Annotated in this window: 23 protein-coding genes and 1 tRNA gene; 7 read left to right on the plus strand and 17 right to left on the minus strand. The window is 49.6% G+C overall.

All coding sequences use genetic code 11. The annotated features are described in order from the left end of the window. Window positions 1-2: 2 nt before the first annotated feature. The 12 genes from rplK to J3369_RS17980 form a co-directional block, all read right to left on the minus strand. Window positions 3-431, minus strand: coding sequence for a 50S ribosomal protein L11 (rplK, locus tag J3369_RS17925; protein ID WP_303575495.1), 429 nt, complete (start codon window positions 429-431; stop codon window positions 3-5). A gap of 151 nt (window positions 432-582) precedes the next feature. Beyond that, a complete protein-coding gene (locus J3369_RS17930) occupies window positions 583-1686 on the minus strand; it encodes a serine hydrolase domain-containing protein (RefSeq protein ID WP_349589502.1) in 1104 nt (367 codons plus the stop codon). A 144-nt stretch (window positions 1687-1830) separates the two neighbouring features. Continuing rightward, on the minus strand, window positions 1831-2427 hold the full coding sequence (nusG, locus tag J3369_RS17935; RefSeq protein WP_349589504.1) for a transcription termination/antitermination protein NusG: 597 nt from the start codon (window positions 2425-2427) through the stop codon (window positions 1831-1833). Window position 2428: 1 nt separating this feature from the next. Further along, window positions 2429-2806, minus strand: coding sequence for a preprotein translocase subunit SecE (secE, locus tag J3369_RS17940; RefSeq protein ID WP_119502620.1), 378 nt, complete (start codon window positions 2804-2806; stop codon window positions 2429-2431). Window positions 2807-2868: 62 nt separating this feature from the next. Next, window positions 2869-2945: transfer RNA gene (locus J3369_RS17945), tRNA-Trp, on the minus strand. A 243-nt stretch (window positions 2946-3188) separates the two neighbouring features. Then, window positions 3189-5030, minus strand: a complete 1842-nt coding sequence (locus J3369_RS17950; protein ID WP_349589507.1) for an ABC transporter ATP-binding protein — start codon at window positions 5028-5030, stop codon at window positions 3189-3191. Window positions 5031-5043: 13 nt separating this feature from the next. Continuing rightward, window positions 5044-5658 carry an RraA family protein gene (locus tag J3369_RS17955; RefSeq protein WP_349589509.1) on the minus strand — a complete coding sequence of 205 codons (615 nt, stop codon included), beginning with the start codon at window positions 5656-5658 and terminating at the stop codon, window positions 5044-5046. 123 nt (window positions 5659-5781) lie between these two features. Next, window positions 5782-7164 (minus strand): ATP-dependent RNA helicase DbpA, encoded by a 1383-nt coding sequence (gene dbpA, locus J3369_RS17960; protein ID WP_349589511.1) that lies wholly within the window; start codon window positions 7162-7164, stop codon window positions 5782-5784. Then, complete coding sequence (locus J3369_RS17965; RefSeq protein WP_303575507.1) at window positions 7161-8735, minus strand: substrate-binding periplasmic protein; 1575 nt, start codon at window positions 8733-8735, stop codon at window positions 7161-7163. The genes dbpA and J3369_RS17965 overlap by 4 nt, the downstream gene beginning before the upstream one ends. Continuing rightward, a complete protein-coding gene (gene pyrC, locus J3369_RS17970; protein ID WP_349589514.1) occupies window positions 8708-9751 on the minus strand; it encodes a dihydroorotase in 1044 nt (347 codons plus the stop codon). The genes J3369_RS17965 and pyrC overlap by 28 nt, the downstream gene beginning before the upstream one ends. A gap of 118 nt (window positions 9752-9869) precedes the next feature. Then, window positions 9870-10433, minus strand: a complete 564-nt coding sequence (locus tag J3369_RS17975) for a PhnA domain-containing protein (protein WP_349591049.1) — start codon at window positions 10431-10433, stop codon at window positions 9870-9872. 54 nt (window positions 10434-10487) lie between these two features. Next, a complete protein-coding gene (locus tag J3369_RS17980; protein ID WP_349591052.1) occupies window positions 10488-11018 on the minus strand; it encodes a lipocalin family protein in 531 nt (176 codons plus the stop codon). Window positions 11019-11138: 120 nt separating this feature from the next. On the opposite strand from J3369_RS17980, the gene J3369_RS17985 reads away from it, so the two are divergent. Together J3369_RS17985 and gloA2 are read left to right on the plus strand one after the other, a co-directional pair. Further along, window positions 11139-12092: an aldo/keto reductase gene (locus J3369_RS17985; protein ID WP_349589516.1), complete on the plus strand. Its 954-nt coding sequence runs from the start codon at window positions 11139-11141 to the stop codon at window positions 12090-12092. 77 nt (window positions 12093-12169) lie between these two features. Next, window positions 12170-12556 carry an SMU1112c/YaeR family gloxylase I-like metalloprotein gene (gloA2, locus tag J3369_RS17990; protein ID WP_303575512.1) on the plus strand — a complete coding sequence of 129 codons (387 nt, stop codon included), beginning with the start codon at window positions 12170-12172 and terminating at the stop codon, window positions 12554-12556. A gap of 4 nt (window positions 12557-12560) precedes the next feature. Here gloA2 and J3369_RS17995 read toward each other — a convergent pair whose 3' ends face one another. Together J3369_RS17995 and J3369_RS18000 are read right to left on the minus strand one after the other, a co-directional pair. Beyond that, the gene (locus J3369_RS17995; protein ID WP_349589518.1) at window positions 12561-13451 is read right to left on the minus strand and encodes an ROK family protein; all 891 of its coding nucleotides are present in this window, start codon (window positions 13449-13451) and stop codon (window positions 12561-12563) included. Next, the gene (locus J3369_RS18000) at window positions 13438-14658 is read right to left on the minus strand and encodes an MFS transporter (protein ID WP_349591054.1); all 1221 of its coding nucleotides are present in this window, start codon (window positions 14656-14658) and stop codon (window positions 13438-13440) included. The genes J3369_RS17995 and J3369_RS18000 overlap by 14 nt, the downstream gene beginning before the upstream one ends. 357 nt (window positions 14659-15015) lie before the next feature. On the opposite strand from J3369_RS18000, the gene J3369_RS18005 reads away from it, so the two are divergent. Together J3369_RS18005 and J3369_RS18010 are read left to right on the plus strand one after the other, a co-directional pair. Further along, the gene (locus tag J3369_RS18005; RefSeq protein ID WP_349589520.1) at window positions 15016-16965 is read left to right on the plus strand and encodes an alpha-amylase family protein; all 1950 of its coding nucleotides are present in this window, start codon (window positions 15016-15018) and stop codon (window positions 16963-16965) included. Between the two features lie 290 nt (window positions 16966-17255). Continuing rightward, entirely contained in the window at window positions 17256-17465 is a 210-nt protein-coding gene (locus tag J3369_RS18010) for a hypothetical protein (protein ID WP_303575518.1), read from the plus strand. A 53-nt stretch (window positions 17466-17518) separates the two neighbouring features. Here J3369_RS18010 and folE read toward each other — a convergent pair whose 3' ends face one another. After that, complete coding sequence (folE, locus tag J3369_RS18015; RefSeq protein ID WP_349589523.1) at window positions 17519-18205, minus strand: GTP cyclohydrolase I FolE; 687 nt, start codon at window positions 18203-18205, stop codon at window positions 17519-17521. 131 nt (window positions 18206-18336) lie between these two features. On the opposite strand from folE, the gene folM reads away from it, so the two are divergent. From folM to J3369_RS18030, 3 genes are all read left to right on the plus strand, one after another. Continuing rightward, a complete protein-coding gene (folM, locus tag J3369_RS18020; RefSeq protein ID WP_349589525.1) occupies window positions 18337-19050 on the plus strand; it encodes a dihydromonapterin reductase in 714 nt (237 codons plus the stop codon). Between the two features lie 78 nt (window positions 19051-19128). Then, the gene (locus J3369_RS18025; RefSeq protein WP_349589528.1) at window positions 19129-20199 is read left to right on the plus strand and encodes an agmatine deiminase family protein; all 1071 of its coding nucleotides are present in this window, start codon (window positions 19129-19131) and stop codon (window positions 20197-20199) included. Continuing rightward, a complete protein-coding gene (locus J3369_RS18030) occupies window positions 20192-21085 on the plus strand; it encodes a carbon-nitrogen hydrolase (protein ID WP_349589530.1) in 894 nt (297 codons plus the stop codon). The genes J3369_RS18025 and J3369_RS18030 overlap by 8 nt, the downstream gene beginning before the upstream one ends. A gap of 33 nt (window positions 21086-21118) precedes the next feature. Here J3369_RS18030 and J3369_RS18035 read toward each other — a convergent pair whose 3' ends face one another. Together J3369_RS18035 and pdeM are read right to left on the minus strand one after the other, a co-directional pair. Further along, the gene (locus J3369_RS18035; protein ID WP_349589532.1) at window positions 21119-21406 is read right to left on the minus strand and encodes a hypothetical protein; all 288 of its coding nucleotides are present in this window, start codon (window positions 21404-21406) and stop codon (window positions 21119-21121) included. A 117-nt stretch (window positions 21407-21523) separates the two neighbouring features. Continuing rightward, a complete protein-coding gene (gene pdeM, locus J3369_RS18040) occupies window positions 21524-22261 on the minus strand; it encodes a ligase-associated DNA damage response endonuclease PdeM (RefSeq protein ID WP_349589535.1) in 738 nt (245 codons plus the stop codon). Window positions 22262-22266: the final 5 nt, after the last annotated feature.

Genomic DNA, 22266 nt, shown 5'->3' on the forward strand with positions numbered 1-22266 from the left:
GATTAACCCTCTACTTTCAGACCCATGGCACGGGCAGAACCCGCGATAGTGCGAACAGCAGCGTCCAGAGAAGCAGCAGTCAGATCAGGCTCTTTAGTCTTGGCAATTTCTTCCAGTTGAGCGCGGGTAACTGTACCAACTTTCTCAGTGTTAGGACGGCCTGAACCGCTCTTAATACCAGCCGCCTTTTTCAGCAGGTAAGAAGCAGGAGGAGTCTTAGTAACGAATGTGAAAGAGCGGTCTTCGTATACAGTAATTTCTACTGGTACCGGAGCGCCTTTCTCAAGACTTTCAGTTTTTGCGTTGAAAGCCTTACAGAATTCCATGATGTTCACACCTTTTTGACCCAGTGCAGGACCAACAGGTGGAGAAGGGTTAGCAGCACCTGCTGCAACCTGAAGCTTAATTAAGCCAGTTACTTTCTTAGCCATTTTAATGCTCTCGTTAGTGGGTATAACGCCTCGTAAATACTCGAGAATATTTACTCAATCGGCTTCCCGTTCGGTTTCGAAGGGCGCGTAATGTACAACAAATAGCCGCCTCATGCAACCCTATTAGCCACTTTTGTTCAAAGAATCAATCTCACCGCGCCAACGCTTCGGAGATAAACGCCTTCGCTATCGGTGACTTTTCAATTTCTCCTTTCACAAGGCTATTATGCCACCAGATACCTTCACTGTTAGCGAGTGCGACAAAAGCCAGCGCTTTTTCGGGAATTCTGACAATTACGCCTGAGAAGCCGTTCTCCGGATCCCAACCGGAATGCCACATGACCGTATGCCCCTTTATTGTTTGAAAGTACCATCCGTAACCGTAAGGGGCATCGCTCCCGTCACTGAAAGCAGGTTGTTTATTGAATTCCTGATCGACAGGAGCGGGTAAAATTGATTTGGTGTACAACGCATTTTCAAACTTCGCCAGATCCCGGATTGTCGACACCATCCCGGCGCCCCCTGCAATATACTTCGACGGTTGGGCTAACTTTGTTTTTTTTTCATCATCTGACACCTTAAATCCATCAGACATTCTCTGGTACACACTGGTTTTTGATGGGTCAAACATACTGGCCATTGTGTCGTTCATTCCTGCGGGAGCTAACACGTACTTATCTATCGCCTGAGCAAGCTGGTTGTGATATCCCTTCATCCCCTTTATGGTGCCCGCTAACGTATATTCTAAATGTCTGGATAGCCGTGAGTACATGATGGGATTGTACATAAATTCGCTTCCCGGCGTTCCGTTAATCTGGTGATGCAAAATGTGGTCAATGGTAATAGCGGCGTCGCACTTCATGCCTTTTGCGAAGGGAATTGACGTCCCTTTTAACCAATTACAGGTATCAGAAAAATCCGGGGTGCTGCTCGCAAGTTCATTAAGATTTACCTTCCCCGCACTGGCAAGGTGAAGATAAGCCAGCCCGACGAAAGGCTTTGTAATTGACGCTATCCAAAAGGGCGTATCAATGGTAACGGGTACTGCCCGTGATTCGTCAACAAATCCTGCTTCATATTTCCATACGATTTTGCCTTGCGACACCACCGCTGCTGACATTCCCGGTACGTTTTGTGTGGTGAAAAGTCCGGTAACTTCCGACTTGAGCGCTGACCAACCAGCGCTATTCTCAGCGCCATAAGCAGAAGAGATAGCTACGCCCGAAAGTGCTAATATTCTGAAAAATTTATTCATAAGCGAATTTCCAATTTTCTGACCAGCCTTTTCCGTGCAACCTTTAGGAAAGCGATGGCGTGACAAACATGTTCAATATTTAACCACACAACAGATACAAAAAAACCTGCCGGAGCAGGTTTTTTTCAAATACGCTTTGTGCGATTAACCTTTTTCTACCTGACCAAATTCCAGGTCGACAGGGGTAGAACGGCCGAAGATCAGAACCGATACTTTTACGCGGCTCTTTTCGTAATCCACTTCTTCGACAACGCCGTTGAAGTCTGCGAAAGGACCATCGGTAACGCGAACCACTTCGCCCGGTTCGAACAGAGTTTTTGGTCTTGGCTTGTCTGTATTTTCTTCCAGACGGTTCAGGATCGCATCTGCTTCACGCTTGGTGATAGGCATAGGACGGTCAGAGGTACCACCGATGAAGCCCAGTACACGAGGTACGCTCTTCACTAAGTGCCATGACTGCTCGTTCATTTCCATTTCTACCAGCACGTAGCCAGGATAGAACTTACGCTCTGACTTACGTTTCTGACCAGCACGCATTTCAACCACTTCTTCAGTAGGTACCAGTACCTGACCAAAGAACTTTTCCATTTCGTGCATTTTGATGTATTCAAGCAGCGTTTTCTTTACGCGGGATTCGTACTGCGAATAAGCCTGAACAACATACCAGCGCTTTTTATCTTCTGGTGCAGCGCTTTCTGATGCTGCCTGATTTTCTTCTGGTGTTTGATTCTCTTCAGACATCTTACACTCCAATTCCGGTGATGAAGGCAACTAAACGTACGATAATGCCGTCAAGGCCCCACAGCAGCAGTGCCATGATTAACGTCGCAGCCATTACGATTAGTGTTGTCTGGTTAGTTTCCTGACGGGTTGGCCAGATAACTTTACGCACTTCCATGCGGGATTCTTTGGCAAATGTCAGAAACGCACTGCCCTTTTCAGTCGTGGCCGCAATAAAGCCGGCTACAGCAACGACTGCAACGGCGACAAGCGCACGTACCAACACTGAAACCTCACCGAACATGTGGTTTGCAGCAATCAAACCGGCCAGTAATGCAAAGATCACTAACCATTTCATCATGTCCAACGGATTGGACGTACTTTCCGTTTTTTCGCTCATTTCACGATCCTAGCAATACTGCGTCGTCAGTCGCTACAACGTTCGCTATAGCATTTTAATTCTGGCAGGGGTGGAGGGACTCGAACCCCCAACCATCGGTTTTGGAGACCGCTGTTCTACCAATTCGAACTACACCCCTGTTGTCTGTACGGACAAATTTCAGTTGCACTACCCTTGTGAATTCTGAGGCGTTTCTTTAAGGAAAATCGCGGATTCGCAAGGGAGGGACGCGTATTATACCCATCCTCGCTACAGATACAACACTGGCTGTCATCAAAATCCCTCTGATGCAGTCAGTTTTGAATTACAAGGCCACTTACTCTTCTATCAACGGGGCGCTTTACTCTGTCTTTCCGGTACGGTTTCAATCCGTCTTTTTACCCTATTCAACACCGATGAAGCCACCGGTTTGGTGTGCCCAGAGTTTCGCATAAATGCCGTTACGGGCAACAAGCTCACTGTGTGTACCCGACTCCACAATCTCTCCCCTGTCCAGCACCAGCAGACGGTCCATTTGTGCAATGGTAGACAGCCTGTGGGCAATTGCCAGTACGGTTTTATTGTCCATCACTGAATTAAGACAATCCTGTATCGCCGCTTCAACTTCTGAATCCAGCGCCGAGGTCGCTTCATCAAGGATCAGAATGGGCGCATCTTTTAGTAGTACACGGGCAATGGCGATACGCTGTCTTTGACCGCCGGAAAGTTTCACGCCCCGTTCACCCACGTGGGCGTCATAACCGGTTCGCCCTTCACTGTCGGATAATGAAAGAATGAAGTCATGGGCTTCAGCTTGCTTCGCCGCTTCTATCATTTCTTCTTCTGTGGCGTCAGTACGCCCGTAGATGATGTTATCCCGCACAGAACGGTGCATCAGAGATGTATCCTGGGTCACCATGCTGATTTTTTCTCTTAACGTCTCCTGGGAAACAGACTTTACCGGTTGTCCGTCAATGCGAATTTCACCACTATTGGTATCGTAAAAACGCATCAGCAGATTAACAAGGGTTGATTTTCCGGCCCCTGAACGCCCTACCAGACCGACCTTTTCACCCGGCTTGATGGCAATATCTAATTGATTAAATACGTTAATGTCGCGGTTATCACTACCGGTATAGGAGAAGTTCACGTTATCAAAACGGATAGCGCCTCCTTTCACGGCAAGGGCGTCTGCATCCCCGGCATCTTTAACCTCAACGGGCTTCGCCAGCGTATTCATTCCGTCCTGTACCGTACCGAGATTTTCAAACAGCGATGACACTTCCCACATAACCCAGTGAGACATGCCGTTTAAGCGCAGTACCAGACTGATGGCCACAGCGATATCTCCCGGTGACACGATTTCATGCATCCACAGGTACACAGACAGTGCGCCGATAGCAAAGATGAGTATGGCATTAGCCAGTTCCACACAGTTTTCCAGAATGGTGACCAGTCGCATTTGCGGATAAACCGTTTGCAGGAAACCATCCATACTTTCTTTAGCGTAATCCGCTTCTCTGCGGCTGTGAGAGAACAGTTTCACGGTGGTGATGTTGGTGTAGCTATCGACGATACGCCCGGTCATTACGGCTCTTGCATCTGCCTGAGCTTGCGATACCGCTTTCAGCTTCGGTACCAGAATGCGCAAAATACCAATGTAAACGAAGAACCAGATGATGAGAGGCATGGCCAGACGCCAGTCCGTTGAGAAAACCAGTACCACCATTGATATGAAGTACACACAGATGTACACCATCAGATCCAGCAGTTTCATTACGGTTTCACGGACAGCCAGTGACGTTTGCATCACCTTGGTGGCGACACGGCCGGCAAATTCATTATGAAAGAAACTTAAACTCTGTCCCAGCAGATAACGGTGTGCCTGCCAGCGGATCCGCATGGGATAGTTTCCCATCAGCGATTGCCTGTTAAACAGAGAACGCAGCAAAATACAGCCGGGGATTAATACCAGAACCACAACCCCCATTCCCGCCAGGGTCCATATTTCGTCCTGCAGGAATGTGTCACGGTCATGGGCTGTAAACCAGTCTACCAGCTGACCCAGAAAGCCGAACAATGCTACTTCCAGCGCAGCAATAATTGCACTCAATAAGGATACAACAGCAATAATGCGCCACATTCCCCGTGAATAATGACGACAAAAAGCAACGAGCCCCTCTGGTGGTTGGGTCGGGGCTTCGTCAGGGAACGGCCTGGTCAGCCGTTCAAAAAATGAAAACATATGAGGGTCCGGGTTATTCTTTAAACCCTAGCTTAGTGAGGATGGATTCCACTTTTTCAAGATGATCATCTTGCCATTGTGCTAATGACACTGATGAATCCTTTTCATTTCTCTTTTTGGCGATATCCAGAACACTTGCTGCATCAGCCAGAGGAATAACCGCGATCCCCTCTTCGTCTGCAACAATGATGTCGCCTGGGTTCACAGTAACCCCACCGCATTCAACCGGCTGATTAAGGGGAGATAATACCTTCTTCGCGCCGGGTTTCGGACATACGCCTCTGGCAAAAACAGGAAATTCCATCTCCCGCACTTCCTGCACATCACGGATTACACCGTCGATAATAAATCCGGCAACACCCCGCTGCTGCGCGATGGCACATACGTTCCCGCCAGCCAGCGCGTACATATCATCGGCCTGCGCGACGATGATATCGCCCGGGTTTGCACGGTATATTGCGGCATGAAGCATAAGATGGTCGCCGGGTTCACACTTAACCGTAAAGGCAGGTCCGGCAATGCGTGGCACGGGTTGCCACAGTGAATGGATATCGTAGTGTAAAAACTGACTACGCGGCAATGCATCAGCATAATCGCACACAGAAACGGATAAAAACTCATCGTACATGGAGCCTCCTTTTCAGCCTGAGTGGTGAGTTGCTCTCCTCACTATATCAGGCTGAAAAAATAACCGCTGCCAAAAGCGGTGAATGTCCGCCATATACGAATCAGTGTGTAGTTTACCATCTTCTTAACCCAGTTTGCGGGCACGCACACGCTTGCCTTTAATCTTCCCTTCCCTGAACAGTTTTAATGCACGCTTCGCACTGCGCTCTTTCACCGATACGAAACTCTGAGAGTTCTGTACCTGAATCTTACCAATATCATCAGCAGCAATATCCGCGTCTTTCACCAGCGAGCCAAGGAAGTCACCGGGACGTAATTTTTCTTTTTTACCTGCATTCACATGCAGACAAACATATACAGGGCTGGTGATACGGTTTGCATGAAAACGGAGGCTCTGTGAGCCTTTCAGAGGAATTTTCATTTCCGCGAATGCTTCAATCTTTTCGAAGTGATCCTTCTCGCGGTCACTGACCAGTGAGACCGCCAGACCTTTCGCTCCGGCCCGGCCGGTTCGCCCTACACGGTGTGTATGGGTATCTGCATCTTCACTGACATCCACGTTAATCACACAGTCGACTTCCTTGATATCCAGACCACGGGCAGCGACGTCCGTTCCCACCAGCACTGACAACGCCTCAGCAGCGAAACGGGCCAGTACGTCGGTACGCTCACGTTGTTCCATTTCCCCCTGCAAACCGGCTACGGAAAATCCGGCAGCGGTCAGTTCATCCACCACTTCGGTTACGCGTTTACGGGTATTACAAAACAAAATCGCTTTGGTTGGCTGAATGGTGGTCAGCACGGCTTTTAAGGCATTGAGGCGGGTATGCTCTTCTACCGAATACGCCTGTTGCTCAATATCCGGATTCGCTACCACATCAGCCTTAGCAGTGAAGGTAAGAGGATCAGCGAGATATTTATTCGCCATCCGTTTGATACCGTCGGTCCAGGTAGCAGAAAAGAGTAATGTCTGCACCTGCTCAGCGGTGTAGGAAAAAATTTCATCTACATCGTCTGCAAAACCCATGTCGAGCATGCGGTCAGCTTCATCCAGCACCCGCGATGTCACGCCGCTCAAATCAATCCGGTTTTTCTGTAAATGATCAAGGATACGGCCCGGCGTACCCACTATCACATGAGCGCCATGTTTCAGAGACTGAATTTGCGGACCCATGGGCTCACCGCCGCACAATGTAAGCACCTTCAGATTCGACATACACTGCCCCACTGCACGGTATTGCTCAGCCACCTGTGCAGCCAGTTCCCGTGTGGGACACAGCACCACAACCTGAGTAGTAAATTCCGTGACTTCAACCCGGTTAAGTGTTGCCACCGCAAAAGCCACGGTCTTGCCGCTGCCGGTTTGCCCCTGAGCCATGATATCGCGGCCTTTCAGCGCCTGCGGTAGCGTACCGGCCTGAACCGGCGTCATTGACGGGAATCCAAGCCGGCCCAGAGCGTCCTGAAGCGGGGTGGAAATTGCGTGTAATTCTGAAAATTGTGTCATTGTGTCTTATCGATACTATATAAATACATGATGCCATCCCTGACCGAATAGCGGGTATTGCTGCGCTGGTTAATGTCTCTCGCCCAGCGCTCAGCCCACTGCAAATATTTCTCTGATTGTTTTAACCGGCTGGCAGCTTCTGTGAATTTTTCTACCAGCATCGGATCTGTTCCGGATTTCGACAATACCACCCAGGTAGTCACTTCACTGTGACGGGTAGCTAATTGTATGTGCTTACAACCGGCTGCACTTTGCCTGCATCCGTGGTCCATGGCGCCGGGCGATGCAAATGCCAGGTCAATATCTCCCTGATGCAGAGCTTCAACCACTTCTCCCCATGAATCGAACTCCACCACAGGCAGTCCCGCTTTACGGGCTATATCGCTGCGAAAGTCACGTTTGATTGTTCCTGTGACCTTACCTTTCGGAATATCGTCTATATTCTCCCAGGTTTCGTCGTCCAGCCCGAATAGTCCGTAACTATTGCGGGTTACCGGCGTTATCCAGTGGAAGAGTTCTTCACGCTCCGGGGTTCTGGCCACGGTAAATGCCAGCACATTAGGCTTTTGCAGAGATTCCCGTATTAACCGCTGCCAGGGCACTGGCAGCAAGGGGGCATCGACATCAGCTTCAATTAACAGTGCGCGCACTAAATCAGCATTATATCCCACCAGTTCCTGCCGCGAATTTAGTTTCGCGAAATCACCGGAGAGCTCCCCTAACACCCAGATATGCTCTGCTTTGTCGATACTCCGGGAGTCTGACAAATACAACACACCATCATCGGTACGGGCGATGAGACCGAAAGCCGTTAATTCACCCTGCACCTCATCGACGAGCTGGCGAAATGCCGGGGTTTGCCTGAACCGTTCTGCCGCCTGCGTGAGGGTCAAAGCCAGCGCTTCACTGCCCTCTGTCTTCGGCAGAACCAGGTAACTGACAGGTGTGCCGGTGGTGTAAGCCGGGATAAGTTCATCGCAATCCATCAGGGCTTGCGCGCACACCAGACGGACACCGGCCGAAGAAAAAAGCACACCTTCAACCCGGTCTCTCAGCAATGTGCCGATTGCCTGTTCCCAGGAATTCACCGCCAGTACGCCGGACACATTGGCTTGTCTGAGCAACTCATGACGGTAGTCATCGCGCATAACTGCAATGGAAGAAAGCTGGTTCAGCGACGATACCCCTGACCGGGCAAAAACACTTTCTTTTTTAATGTACAGTTGATTGGGCGTCGCCGTTACCGGCATGATCCAGTGATATTGGGATTCTCTTTGTGGCGTGCGTACCACCGAGGCCCCCAACTGATGCGGATTCTTTTTCAAATCCGCCAGCATGCGGGCAAAAGGTTCCGGTCTGATACTGTCTTCCAGCCCTGCTTCTGACAACACTCCGCGGATAAGACTGACCGTATACCCGCGTAATTCGCCATCCTGCATTTCCTCAGAAAACACAGGCACAGGACTGACAATAACCGACAATGGCTCAGCGTTAACAGAAACGAGAACGCTGGCCAGAAGACTCAGACCGCCGGTGAGCCATCTTAAGAAAGAGACTGCTCCAGCTTCCATTTAAGTGTCTTCCCTGCATGAAACGGTACCATTTCAGTGCCGTCCGGTAATGTAACCACTTCAGGCACCTGCCACGGAGAATTAACCAGCGTGATGGTGCCTTCATTTAATGGCAAACCATAGAAGTTCGCACCGTGAAGACTGGCAAAGCCCTCAAATTTATCCAGAATATTCAGCTCATCAAAAATTTCTGCATAAAGCTCAATAGCACTCCAGGCACTGTAACAACCGGCACAACCGCAGGCATTTTCTTTACGGTGTCGGGCGTGAGGCGCAGAGTCTGTGCCCAGGAAAAATTTAGGCGAGCCGGTGGCTACCGCTTCCTGCAACGCCTTCTGGTGAGCATTGCGTTTCAATACCGGTAAACAATAGTTATGGGGACGTACACCGCCAACCAGTAAATCATTACGGTTCAGCAGAAGGTGCTGGGGCGTAATGGTCGCAGCCACGTTATCACTGGCCTGCATCACGAATTCAGCGGCATCGGCCGTAGTAATGTGCTCAAATACAATCTTCAGTTCAGGAAAAGCTGCAACAATAGGACGCAGATGGGTATCGATAAACACTTTTTCACGGTCGAAAATATCGATGTGATTTTCCGTGACTTCGCCGTGGATCAACAGTAAAAGACCGTGTGCCTGCATGGCTTCGAACACTGGATAAAGTGCTTCAATGGCAGAAACGGCTGCATCAGAGTTAGTCGTTGCACCCGCCGGATATAATTTACAGGCAACCACCCCGGCTGCTTTTGCCGCTGCAATATCTTCAGCAGTCGTCTGATTGGTCAGATAGAGCGTCATTAACGGCTCAAACTGACTACCCGCAGGTCGCGCTGCTTCAATGCGCTGCTTATACGCAGTTGCCATTTCAGCATTGGTGACCGGCGGAACCAGATTCGGCATGACAATCGCTCTGGCGAAGCAACGGGCTGTTGCCGGTACGGTCTCGCCCAGCATATCGCCGTCGCGGAAATGTAAGTGCCAGTCATCGGGGGTGCGGATAGTTAACGTCTGCATCGGGTGTATTTTGCCTGTGTTGTCTGTTTCTCTGGCTAATTATGCCTGATAAGACGCCACTGTGCACGAATGTCGCGCACCTTGCTCAGGTAAAATGCGCGACAGTCTGACCCGGGTTTCAGGCTTTCTTTGTATAGGCGGCAATAATGACGATGCGGGTACCGTTTACACGGCCTTCGATATGAAGCGGGTTATCACTTAAGCCAATATTACGTACAGCCGTTCCCCGCTTTGCAGTGAATGTGGCGCCTTTCACGTTCAGATCTTTGACCAGATGAACGGTGTCACCGGCAGCCAGCGCGGTTCCGTTGCAATCCAGTGTCGGCTCACGGTTCAGATCCACCAGACCGGCCTCGCCCCAGGCACGCACATTGTCTTCCAGATACGCAATGTCCAGCAAATCCTGAGCCCAGGTCTCTGATTTCAGCTTATTCAGCATGCGCCACGCCGTCACCTGTACCGGTGCAACAGGCGACCACACGGCTTCGTTCAGGCAGCGCCAGTGGTCTGCATTTAATTCACTTTCGCCATTTAACTGGTCACGGCAAACCTGACACGCAGCGATATGCGTATCCGCTTCACTGTCAGGTGAAAAAGGCACTTCGTACAGTGCAACCAGGTCCTGACTGCCACACAACTCACATGCGCTGCCCGCACGGCTCATTACACGATTTTCCACAATTTACTCCGGTGAGGAAAAACCGCAATTGTAGCAGGGTTTTATTTTCCGTGCCGCTCATTCAGCACGGTGCACATCCTGTTTAACGTAGATCAACTTACCGGTGTCGTAACCCATTCCCTCTGCTTTACTTACCAGAGATCGCAGCAAATCCTCCTGCATCGACGGATTACGGGACAAGATCCACAAATAATCGTGGTCGGGACCGGTCACCATGGCGTACTGGTAGTCTTCATCCAGCGCTATCACTACATAGCTGGCATAGAAGGGCCCGAAGAAAGACACTTTAAGGTGCGCGGTTTGCTCATCTTCTACGAACAGGGCCTTACCTTCAGCCTCGTCCCATTTGTTATCTTCGCCGTCAAATCCACGGTTGATAACTTTCACACTGCCGTCTTCAGCCAGAGAATAAGTCGCCGTTACTTGTGTAAGGCCCTCTTCAAAGGAATGGGGTAATCTTGCAATCTCGTACCAGGTACCCAGATATCTGTCGAGCCGGAAATCTTTTACCGGCTGTATGCCCTCCGGTTTCGATGTACAACCGGAAATCGCAAAAAAAGCGAAAATGAAAAAAGTGAATAAACGCATAGCTGGCACTCTTACAATCAAATTAAACATGTTTAGCTTACATACGATTGCAAACCCGATCCGGATACCTGAAAACATGTTAATCTGGCAAAAATAAACAAAATCAATTCAGGACTTTGCATGTTATCTCACTACTTTCCTAACGCGAGTAAACTGGTCTACGGCTGTATGGGCCTCGGCGGTGACTGGGACAGCTCCCCGGTCACCCGTGAACATTACACGCAGGCCAGAGACGTCATCGAAACAGCGCTTGAAAATAACATCACCGTTTTCGATCATGCCGATATTTATACACTGACCAAAGCGGAACAGGTATTCGGGCAAGTGCTAAAAGATGCACCATCGCTGAAAGAGAAGATGATTCTACAATCAAAATGCGCCATCCGCTTTGAAGATGAAGCAGGTCCCAAGCGCTATGACTTTTCTGCCAAATGGATAACGGAATCTGTAGACGGTATTTTGTCCCGTTTAGGCATTGAGCAACTGGATATTTTACTGCTGCACAGACCTGACCCGCTGATTGAACTCAGCGAAGTTGCACAAACCATTCATGATTTGCAGGCTTCAGGCAAAATTAAACACCTCGGTGTGTCTAACATGCACGGTCATCAAATTGCATTTTTGCAAAGTGCACTGGATACACCCATTGTCGCCAATCAGCTTGAAATGAGCCTGGCATTCCGCGACTGGGTAGAAGATGGCATTACCACTAACAGTGTCCACAACCGCAACAAGGGCTATGCGCCCGGAACCATTGAACATTGTATGCTGAATAAGGTGCAGCTGCAGGCATGGGGAAGCCTGGCACAGGGCCGGTATACCGGCGGCAATGCTGAATTTGAAGAAGATGTTGCCACGGCGGCGCTGGTTACCAAACTGGCAGCAGAGTATGGTGTGTCACCGGAAGCCATTGTACTGGGCTGGCTGATGCGCCATCCTGCCGGCATTCAACCTGTGATCGGTACCACAAACCTGCAACGTATCAGGCAGTGCACAGAGGCAACTAACGTCACCTTAAGCCGTGAACACTGGTACGCTCTGCTTGAGTCAGCCCGCGGCAGTGATGTGCCCTGAGCAACTGACACCACCTATGTAAGGAGAGACCCGCCGGTGTCTCCTTTTTTAAGGACATTGTCCCGCTGAGGAACACCATGCTAAACGGCTTTCATCATGTTGCGATAATCTGCAACGACTATCAGGCTTCAAAAGCCTTTTACACAGACATACTGGGTTTCAGTGTTATTGACGAAAATTACCGTGAAGCACGGGATTCATGGAAGTGCGACCTCGCCCTGCCAGATGGCTCTCAGATAGAGTTATTTTCCTTTCCCGGCGCACCGGCAAGACCTTCACGCCCCGAGGCGCAGGGATTAAGGCATCTGGCTTTTAAAGTCAGTGATATTGATAAGGCTGTGGCGCAGCTGACAGCACATGATGTCAGCTGCGAAGATATCCGTACCGATCCCTACACACAAAAACGCTTTACGTTCTTTCAGGATCCCGATGGTTTACCACTGGAACTGTACGAAATTAACTGACACGTTATGCGTCATGGTCCAGCAGCGCCAGCGCGCCATAAATGCCCGAGCGGGTACCCAGCCCCGGCAGACAAATAATGTCGTCCAGACTCTTGCCCTGAGGGAAGACAATGTAGTCCTTCAGGCTGGCTGACGTTTTATAAACAATACGCTCCATCATGCCCGTTTTCTGCATTACACCGCCACCGAACACGATTTTTTTGGCGCTGAAACCTACCATCAGGTTATGGCACAATTGCGCCAGCACGTCGGCAAGTTTATCCCAGGCTTCGTGATCATCCGGCAGCGTATCAGACGGCTGACCCCAGATTTTACCCAGTGCCGTACCTGATGCCAGACCTTCCACACAATTACCGTGGAAAGGGCACACACCTTCTATGCCCTTTGGCGGGATGACTTTAAAATGGCCCATTTCAGGATGCACCAGACCATGCAGGGGCTTTCCGTTAATCACCACTCCGCCGCCGACACCGGTACCTACGGTTACATACACAGCCACGCTGGCTTCCTGCGCTGCACCCCAGCGATATTCCGCCAGCGCTGCAGCATTCACGTCGGTATCAATTTCAACCTCACAATCCAGTGCGCTGGCAAAGTAAGGCGCCAAAGACGCGAAGCTCCAGTGAGGTTTCGGCGTTTTGGTAATGAAGCCCCAGGTATCGGAGCTTTTATCCAAATCCAACGGACCAAAACTGGCAATTCCCACCTTCGAAAAGTGGTAGCCTCTGGCCCGCTGTGCTTCAAAGAAACTGACACAGGCAGCCAAGGTTTCTTCCGGCGTCGTAGTGGGTATGCGGATTTCTTCAACGATATGCCTGGCAGCATCCACAATAGCGCAATTAAACTTTGTTCCGCCGGCTTCAATAACCGCATAATACTGATCAAGCAGCGCCATATTCACTAGCCTCAATTTTTTCTAACTGACGTTGAGTCGGGTTCTTCAGATAATTAAATAACAGACCGGCAAACAGCAAACTGGCAAACACGGTGGCAACCATAAAGCCATATTTAGCATCGCCACCATTTGCGTCACTGACCAGTCCCATAATGAACGGACCGGCCGCTGCTCCGGCTGCAGTGAAAAAGAGTATCACACCCGCCACCGATCCGTGCTGATGTTTAGGAAAGCAACTGATGCCTTTGGAATTAAACGTCGGATAAATTACCGACATAAAGATGCCGGTAAGCGGGAACAGATAAAGTGCCACCTGCTTGCCTCCCATCAGACCGCCGGCAAAGCATACAACAATGGCGCCACTGAATAACATCAGTACCAGTGCCCAGTTAAAATGACTCATCATCCAGATCCCGACAAAACGTCCGGCAGCACGGAGAATGAAAAAAGCAGTAACAGAATAAATGGCCAGAGTTTGCGCCGTGCCGCCGGCATAACAATCATAAGTCGCTTTTAACGAGGCTGCGTCGCACACCAGATAACTTGGCATCCACACATAAATCGCACTTTCCGCAGCAACATATAAAAAGGCACCGGTGGAAAAACCCAGCGCATAGGGATTTTTAACCAGAGACAAACTTTGACGGACTGAGACTTTCTCAGCACTGTCGTCCTGATTGCGGGTATAAACCGGATATTTCACCCACACCGCAACCACTATCAGAAATGTACAGATCCCGCCGGCGATGATGTACAGGTATTGCCAGGGCACACCTTTATGGATAAGCCAGGCAACAATCAGCGGGCCGATTATCGCCCCCACTCCAAAGAAGGCCTCAGCACCGTTCATGGTAGCGGTATGCTGTTTCGTTGATGAGGAAATATCACCGATAAGCGCCAGCGCACCTGTTTTAAAAATACCCACCGCAATGCCGGATAAGGTCATCAGGCTGACAATAAAAACAAAGTTGTTGGCGATAAAGAAGCTGTAGCACGCCAGACCGAACACACTTAAGCCGATTATGATGGTGGTTTTACGACCAAGACGGTCAGCAAGAAACCCCAGTAACAACCCGGACATTGCAATACCCAGCATGGGCAGGGAATGCATCAGACTTGCCTGAGCATTCGTGACATCAAACGCCACTTTCACTTCTTTAATTATTTCGCCCACAGAATCTGATGTCATTGCGAACATCATAAACATTAAGTACGTAAGCCATCGAATGAACTGGCTGTTCGACTGTTGCATACGGCTGCCTCATAAACTGCAGATAAGGCAACCTGTGGCCCCTCACCTGAGGATTAAATTTCAACTATTAACATTTTTTTATCATCACCTCGTCTAAACTTAACCATTTAAACGTGTGAGACTTTTTCGATTAAGTGTAGATAATTTCTCCTGAGACACTAGAAATAAGTCATACAGAATGTTTTGCAAAAATCACTTAATCGTTTAAGATAAAGTAACAGAACGTACAAACTCTGTAAACATCATTGTGAATCAAATGTGAATTCCAAACCGCCATCTTCCGGTGTTTACAGTGAAAGGCAGGAGTATAAAATGAATTATGCCGCAGACAGTGAACAGTGTTTAAGCCGTATTCTGGCTTCTGTGGATCTGTCCATGCTCAGTAAGCGCGACAGTGCAACCTTTGTCAGTCGTCTGGAAGCCCACTTCCCCACGTTATTCCAACGTTATACCTTTGTGTATGGTCATCAGTATGACTGTTATTACCATCTGCAAAAACTGGTAGAGCTGCTGCGAGACGGACTAAAAGCCCGTAAGCCAAAGTTAAAACAGCAGGATGCTGCCAAGCTGAAGGATCCCCGCTGGTATAAAGGTCAGGAACAAACCGGACTCGCCTGTTACGTCGATCTCATGGGTCCGACACTGAAAGATTTGCACCATAAAATCCCCTACTATAAAGCGCTGGGGATCACCTACATTCATTTAATGCCACTGTACGATTCACCCGAAGGTGACAGCGATGGCGGCTACGCAGTTTCCGATTACCGCAAAGTGAACCCGTCACTGGGTAATATGAAAGATCTTGAAGCTCTGTCAGATGCGTTGCAGGCAGAAGGCATAGACCTGGTGCTGGATTTCGTTTTTAACCACACCTCAGACGAACACGCATGGGCAAAAGCTGCGCTGGCGGGGGATAAAACCTGTCAGAACTATTATTACCTGTTTGATGACCGTACCATTCCTGATCAATATGAGCGGGATTTACGGGAAATTTTCCCTCAGGTCCGCAGGGGCAGCTTCACCTACAACGACACCATGGAAAAATGGGTGTGGACGACGTTCAACAGTTTCCAGTGGGATTTAAATTACAGTAATCCGGAAGTGTTTAACGCCATCACTTCAGAAATGCTGTTTCTGGCAAACATAGGTTGTGCAGGACTGCGTCTGGATGCCCTCGCCTTTATCTGGAAGGACATGGGCACCAACTGCGAAAATCAGCCCAATGCCCACCGCCTGATCCAGGCATTCAACGCCTGCCTTCAAATCGTTGCGCCGGCCGTTGTATTCAAATCAGAAGCGATTGTGCATCCTGACGAGGTGGTGAAGTACATCAATAAGAAAGAGTGCCAGCTGTCTTATAACCCGTTATTAATGGCATTATTGTGGAACAGTCTCGCCACAAGAAAAACACGCCTGCTGACACAATCTCTGAAGAAGAGCTTTGTCATTCCTGACGACACCACATGGGTGAACTATGTGCGTTGTCACGATGATATTGGCTGGACATTCGATGACGGCGTAGCCCATGAGATTGGTGTTAACCCTTATGATCACCGTTACTTCCTGAACCAGTATTTCACCGGTCGTTTTGAAGGTTCGTTTTCGTCAGGTGTTCCTTTTGCAGAAAATCCGTCTAATGGTGATTGCCGTGTATGTGGTTCACTGGCTTCACTTTGCGGACTGGAAAAAGCACTGGTCAGCATGGATCAGAATGCCATCGACACAGCCATAGAACGTATGCTGTTGCTTTACGGCATTACCTTTTCTATCGGCGGTATTCCGCTTATTTATTCCAGCGATGAACTCGGTTTACTGAACGACTACAGCTACCGCGACAACCCGGCGAAGCGTCATGATGACCGCTGGGTAAACCGTATAGCGGTTACTGATGCGCATATTGAAAATGTGATGAACCAGGACAAAGCGCCGGCCGGCCTTAATGAAGCCTGCCAACGAAAAGTCTTTAATGGTCTGAAAACAATGCTGAATATCCGCAGGCAGCATGCCGTTTTCGGTGATGCCCGTACGGAAATTCTGGATACCGGTAATCACCATTGCTTTGGTTTTGTCCGCTACAACCAGCAGGGCCAGAAAATGCTGGGCCTGTGCAATTTCAGCGAGCATCCACAGCAGGTAAGCGGCAATATTTTGAATACTATCGAACATAAACCGGCCCGGGACTTGTTAAGTGACAGCAAGCTCAGTGGTCACGAACAGGCTATTTCACTGCGTCCCTATCAGTTAAGCTGGTGGCTTATCTGACCCTCATGCGCCGGCTTCCCCTATGCCGGCGCTTTTTCAAACCTTTTTAAGTTATTCATCGTAGTTATTTGAAAACCGGTGGTGAATAGTTCTTTACAATTCTGTAATTGGACTATAATCCCGTAAATGCTTTCATCTGATCCTCCTTATATGTCTTTTGCGGTTTTAGAAGTCCCGGCAACAGACGTGGAGAATTTAGCTGTTAATAACACTGTTAGTTGCAGATGCGACTGATATATCGATTTCTACGGAACAGAAATCGCGACTTCACTTTAAAATAAGGAAACGTTATGAATGCTACCCTGGAGCAAGAATATCTTTGCCCGCATTGTAGTCATATCAATGCCATTGAACTGGATACGCACCGTGAAATGTACCGTGAAATGTACACCACCTGTGACAAGTGCGGTTCTCATCTGGAAGTGGTACCCGCCGATGGTATCGGCGAGAAAATCAATCTTATTGTCTCTTTAGCATCTTCTGATATCGCGCTGCGATAATCTTCTTAAACATGCAAACTGCCTGTGTGCGCAGGCAGTTTTCTTAACCTTATTTAGTCTCTGAAGAATTCCTGACGAAGTAACGGGTCGGTAGTAAATTGTCCGCCGAGTGCAGAGGTTTTCGTGTAGGAATTGGTATCTCTGATCCCGCGGGCTTTTACACAGTAATGTGTTGCATCAATAGATACCGCCACATCCTCAGTGCCCGCCAGCGTCTGGATAGCCACCAGCACTTGCTGCGTGAGTCGTTCCTGCACCTGAGGTCGCTGGGCAAAAAAGCTCACCAGACGGTTCAGTTTCGACAAACCAATCACAGTATCTTTCGGGATATAAGACACTCTTGCCGTGCCGTCGATGGTGACAAAGTGGTGTTCACAGGTACTTGTCAGGCTGATATCTGTAACCTGTACGGGTTGATTGAGCTGCATCTTGTTCTCAATCACAGTGATCTTAGGAAAATTCCGGTAGTCCAGACCGCCAAATATTTCATTGACGTACATTTTCGCAATGCGCGCCGGCGTTTCAGCCAGACTGTCATCGGTACGATCTAACCCGAGCGTATCCATGATGTCTGTCATCGCCGCCTGAATGCGTGCGCGCTTCTCATCATCAGACAGACCATTCCGCACCAGGGGTGTTTCCAGTCCTTTCGCTTCAAGTGCATTTCTTACCTTAATTGCCGCAGGGGACAATCCGGGTTCGATTGCGTCACGTACAACTACTGCTTCATTTGATAACATTAGAAAAATTCCGAACAACCTGATTTTCATTTAACGAAAAAGGCTATACTTACAGACCACTTTTTTCGTCAGATGATAAAAATTTAATGACGAAACCAGGGGCGTTAACCTGATCATCCAAGGAGTTTGCTTTGCCCAGTCCAGTGCTGATAACCGGTGCTTCGCAGCGCGTTGGCCTTGCCATCGCCGAAAACCTGCTCACAAACAACTATCCCGTAATTGTAACATACCGTACTCATAAAGCTTCCATTGAGCGCCTTGAAAAAGCCGGTGCGGTGGCAATTTGTGCAGATTTTAGCACCGATGACGGCATCCTGCGATGTATTGAAGCGGTGAAAAGTCACACAACCAGCCTGCGGGCGGTCATTCACAATGCATCATCATGGGACTCAGAAAAACACAGCAAAGATTATGCGGCCCTGTTTGATGCCATGATGCAAATCCACGCGAAAGCACCTTATCTGATGAATATGGGATTGAAATCGTTACTGACAACCAAAGAAGAAAAAACAGATATCATCCACATAACCGATTTTGTGCAGGACATTGGCAGTGAAAAACATCTGGCTTACGCAGCCAGCAAAGCGGCACTGCATAACCTGACCTTATCATTTGCACAAATGCTCGCGCCGGATGTAAAAGTGAACACCATAGCACCGGCACTGCTGGTGTTTAACGAAGGCGACGATGAAGCCTATAAGCAAAAAGCGCTGGCGAAGTCGCTGATGCAGAGTGAGCCCGGCGCTCAGGCTGCGGTTGATGCAGTGAACTATCTGCTCAATGCATCGTACGTGACCGGAGAGACGTTGCAGGTCAACGGCGGACGCCATCTAAAATTCAACTGATTTCACCGTCTTTTATTTATCGCCATTTTGGGACGGGGTATACTTGCGCCGTCTACTAACTGATTCAACGGAACCGCAATGACGAACACATCTTCACCACTTATTCCTGAGTGGGAAGCCATCGATGCAGTGATCCTCGCCTGGCCCCATGACCAGACTGACTGGGCCCCCTGGCTTGAAGAAACAAGAGCCACTTATCTGCAGGTGATTGAGCAGGTGAATGCCGCCAAAGCCGGTGTCATTCTGCTGTGCCGTGAAAGTGATATTGCCGGCGTGCAAAGCCGCTTACCTGCCAGTGCGCGGGTTTTAATTGTGTCAGCTGAATTCAACGATACGTGGGCACGGGACTATGCTTTTTTAACATGCAGAGCCGCGGGCGATACAACCAGCCCCGGACAACCCGTTGAGTTTCAGTTTAACGGCTGGGGCAATAAATTCGATGCATCACTGGATAACCGGGTAAACCAGCGTTATCTGGCGGATATGTGTCAGCTTCCGCTGAAAGCCAGCGATATCGTTGCCGAAGGCGGCGCACTGGAAATTGATGAGAACGGCCACTTACTGTCAACGGCACAGTGCCTGCAAAATCCTGAGCGCAACGGCATAATGACCCTGGCACAATATGATGATGAATTCCGCCGGATGCTGGAGTGCTCTGCAGTGACCATTTTTCATCAGGGACACCTTGAAGGCGACGACACCGACGGTCACATTGATACACTGGTGCGTTTTACACCGTCACAAGGTCTGGTTATTCAGGCCGCGGATAACTGCCCTGAAGACAGTCATTTTGCCGGTCTGGCTGCGTTGTGTGAAGAGTGCGCGGATGCGTTCCCTGCCCATGAGCAATTCAGATTGCCGTTACCGGAAATGTATAACGATGACGGTGATCGCCTGCCAGCATCCTATGCGAATTTCCTGATTTGCAATGATGCGGTTTTACTGCCTGTGTATCAGCAGCCTCAGGACGCAGAAGCCATTGCTGTCACGCAGGCTGCCTTCCCTGATCACACCATCGTACCGGTGAATTGTGACACCCTGGTAAGACAATACGGCAGTCTGCATTGTATTTCCATGCAGGTTCCGGTTAACACATTGAAGCCTGCTGTACTGGCTCAACTGAATAAAGGAGTGACCCTCTATGCCTAAGAAATCCCTTAAAGTAGGTCTGGTTCAGCAGGCCGTTGCCAGCAACGATAAAGCCACCAACTGGAACAAAAGTGCAGAGCAGGTTGCTAAACTGGCCGCTGAAGGTTGTGAATGTATTTTATTACAGGAGCTGCATTCAACACTGTATTTCTGTCAGGAAGAAGACACGAATGCATTTGATTTGGCAGAGCCTATTCCCGGACCGGCTACAGACTTCTTTGGCGAGCTGGCAGAAAAACACAATATTGTGCTGGTAACCTCTTTGTTCGAAAAGCGGGGCTCCGGGCTATATCACAATACCGCCGTGGTGTTTGACCGCAGCAAAGAAATTGCCGGCAAATACCGTAAAATGCATATTCCTGACGATCCCGGTTTTTACGAGAAGTTTTATTTTACGCCGGGCGACATGGACTTTAAGCCAATTGAAACCAGTGTGGGTAAACTCGGTGTGCTGGTTTGCTGGGATCAGTGGTATCCGGAAGCAGCCCGCCTGATGGCAATGGCCGGTGCAGATTTATTGTTCTACCCCACCGCTATCGGATGGGATATGACCGATACGGAAGAAGAGCGTCAGCGTCAGCACGGTGCCTGGCACACGATCCAGCGCGCCCATTCTGTTGCTAACTCGCTACCTGTCATTGTGGCAAACCGTACCGGTTTTGAAGCCTCCCCGGTAGAAGGCGATCCGGGCATTCAGTTCTGGGGACAGAGTTTTATTTCCGGCCCGCAAGGTGAAGTGCTAGCACAGGCATCCGCCGACAAAGAGGAAACGCTGGCGGTAGAACTGGATATGGAAAGAACTGAAAAGGTAAAACGCATCTGGCCTTATTTCCGTGACCGTCGCATTGACGCCTATGAAGATTTAACTAAACGCTGGCGGGATTAATCCTCCGCCAGCCCGCAGGCTGCCGTCTTGCCTTCAGCGCAAACGGTGGCTTTTGCACTTATCCAGCTCATTCCCTACAAAATCACTGTCTTTAAATCTGGTCAGCGGAAACCACCTCACCGCATAAATATCATTCCCCGCAAGCAGCATCAGAGAAGGGAAAAATAATACTGCCCCGGCGAAGCGGAATGTAAACTGAAACAGCAGGAATGTGCTTACCAGCATGAACAAGGTTGCACCGTGTCGCCATAACCGGCTGACTCTGACAGGTTGCCAGCATTCACGGCACATAAACTTACCGCTGTTAGCGAGGGCTTTCATGCAAATACTGCGACTTTTGCAGCAGGGACAGCGACGATGTGTGTACATAGTGGCAGCATTCCGGTAGATAACTGCGTGCCAGTGTAGTACACCCGAAACAACAGGATAACTGTACTTTCAGTCAGGTTTACAGCGATATATCTTATTTTCGTACAGTAAAAAACATTGTCTATCACCGCGCTTAAGCAACGCGGTGAGCACCCCGCTGCTGACATCCAGGCCACCGGTGTACTGCCCGAAGGCAGGCATAATAAACAAGCCGTCATCGCTTACAAAACACTTACCGGAGAAACGTTTTCTGCCAACACAGGTGCGGGTTTTAGGGTGAAAATGGCCGATGATTTGCGCGGCCGGAGTTCTTGCACCGGAAGGCGTGTCTGCGGATTCATCCGGTTCGTGCTGCAGCCTGATATTGCCCCAGTGCAAAACATCGATTGTGCGGCCACCGGCACCGGCCGGGATCTCAGGGTCATGGTTGCCGGCTATCCATACCCAGTCTTTATATTGTGCCGTTAAACCAGCCAGCAGCTTTCTTTCTGCAATGCCCATGCGATCAAAGCCACCGGCATCATGGAAACTGTCCCCCAGGCAGATAACCTGTGCCGGCGCATAGTCTGACAGTATTTTCTGCAGGCGCTGCAATGTCGCCAGACTGTCCAGTTGTGGCAACGGGTTGGCAAACCGGCTCAGATAGCTTCCCTTTTCGAAATGCAGATCGGATACCACCAGCGCGTCCCTGGCCGGGCAATACAGCACGCCCCTGCCATCGGCAATAAACACCTGCTGCGCAAACCTTACCGGCACGGCCCTGTTGTGCGCTACCAGACGGTTAAGCTGTTCTTCTGTTATCGCCACTTAAT

The sequence above is a fragment of the Alteromonas sp. NFXS44 genome (assembly GCF_040148705.1).
Lineage (GTDB): Bacteria > Pseudomonadota > Gammaproteobacteria > Enterobacterales > Alteromonadaceae > Alteromonas.